At 63.6% G+C, this 258-nt stretch carries 1 protein-coding gene; it reads right to left on the reverse strand.

What is annotated here, in order from left to right; all coding sequences use genetic code 11:
• The coding region (locus SB679_RS25140) for a DUF6190 family protein (RefSeq protein ID WP_410705043.1) at positions 1–152 on the reverse strand (152 nt) is incomplete at its 3' end.
• Positions 153–258 lie beyond the last annotated feature (106 nt).

The following is a 258-nucleotide window of genomic DNA, read 5'->3' on the forward strand; positions in this document are numbered from 1 at the left end:
GCGTCGCAGATGCCGATCTGCTCGTAATTCATCCGCGGCTGCCCGGACAGGTGGCGCGAGAAGTAGGCGAGCGACTTCAGGCGGTGACGCTCATTGCCGTGGTGCATTCCGAGGAAGAAGCTGGCGTCGATGAACAGGGGCGGCCGCGTCATTGCTGCAGCTCCTTGAGCGCACCGTTGATTGCATCGACCGCTGACGCGAATACCGGCGTTTCACGCGCGAGCGCAATCCGGATATAGCGCTGCCCCCTGGCCGGAT

Source organism: Chryseobacterium sp. SIMBA_029 (assembly GCF_046535275.1).
Lineage (GTDB): Bacteria > Bacteroidota > Bacteroidia > Flavobacteriales > Weeksellaceae > Chryseobacterium.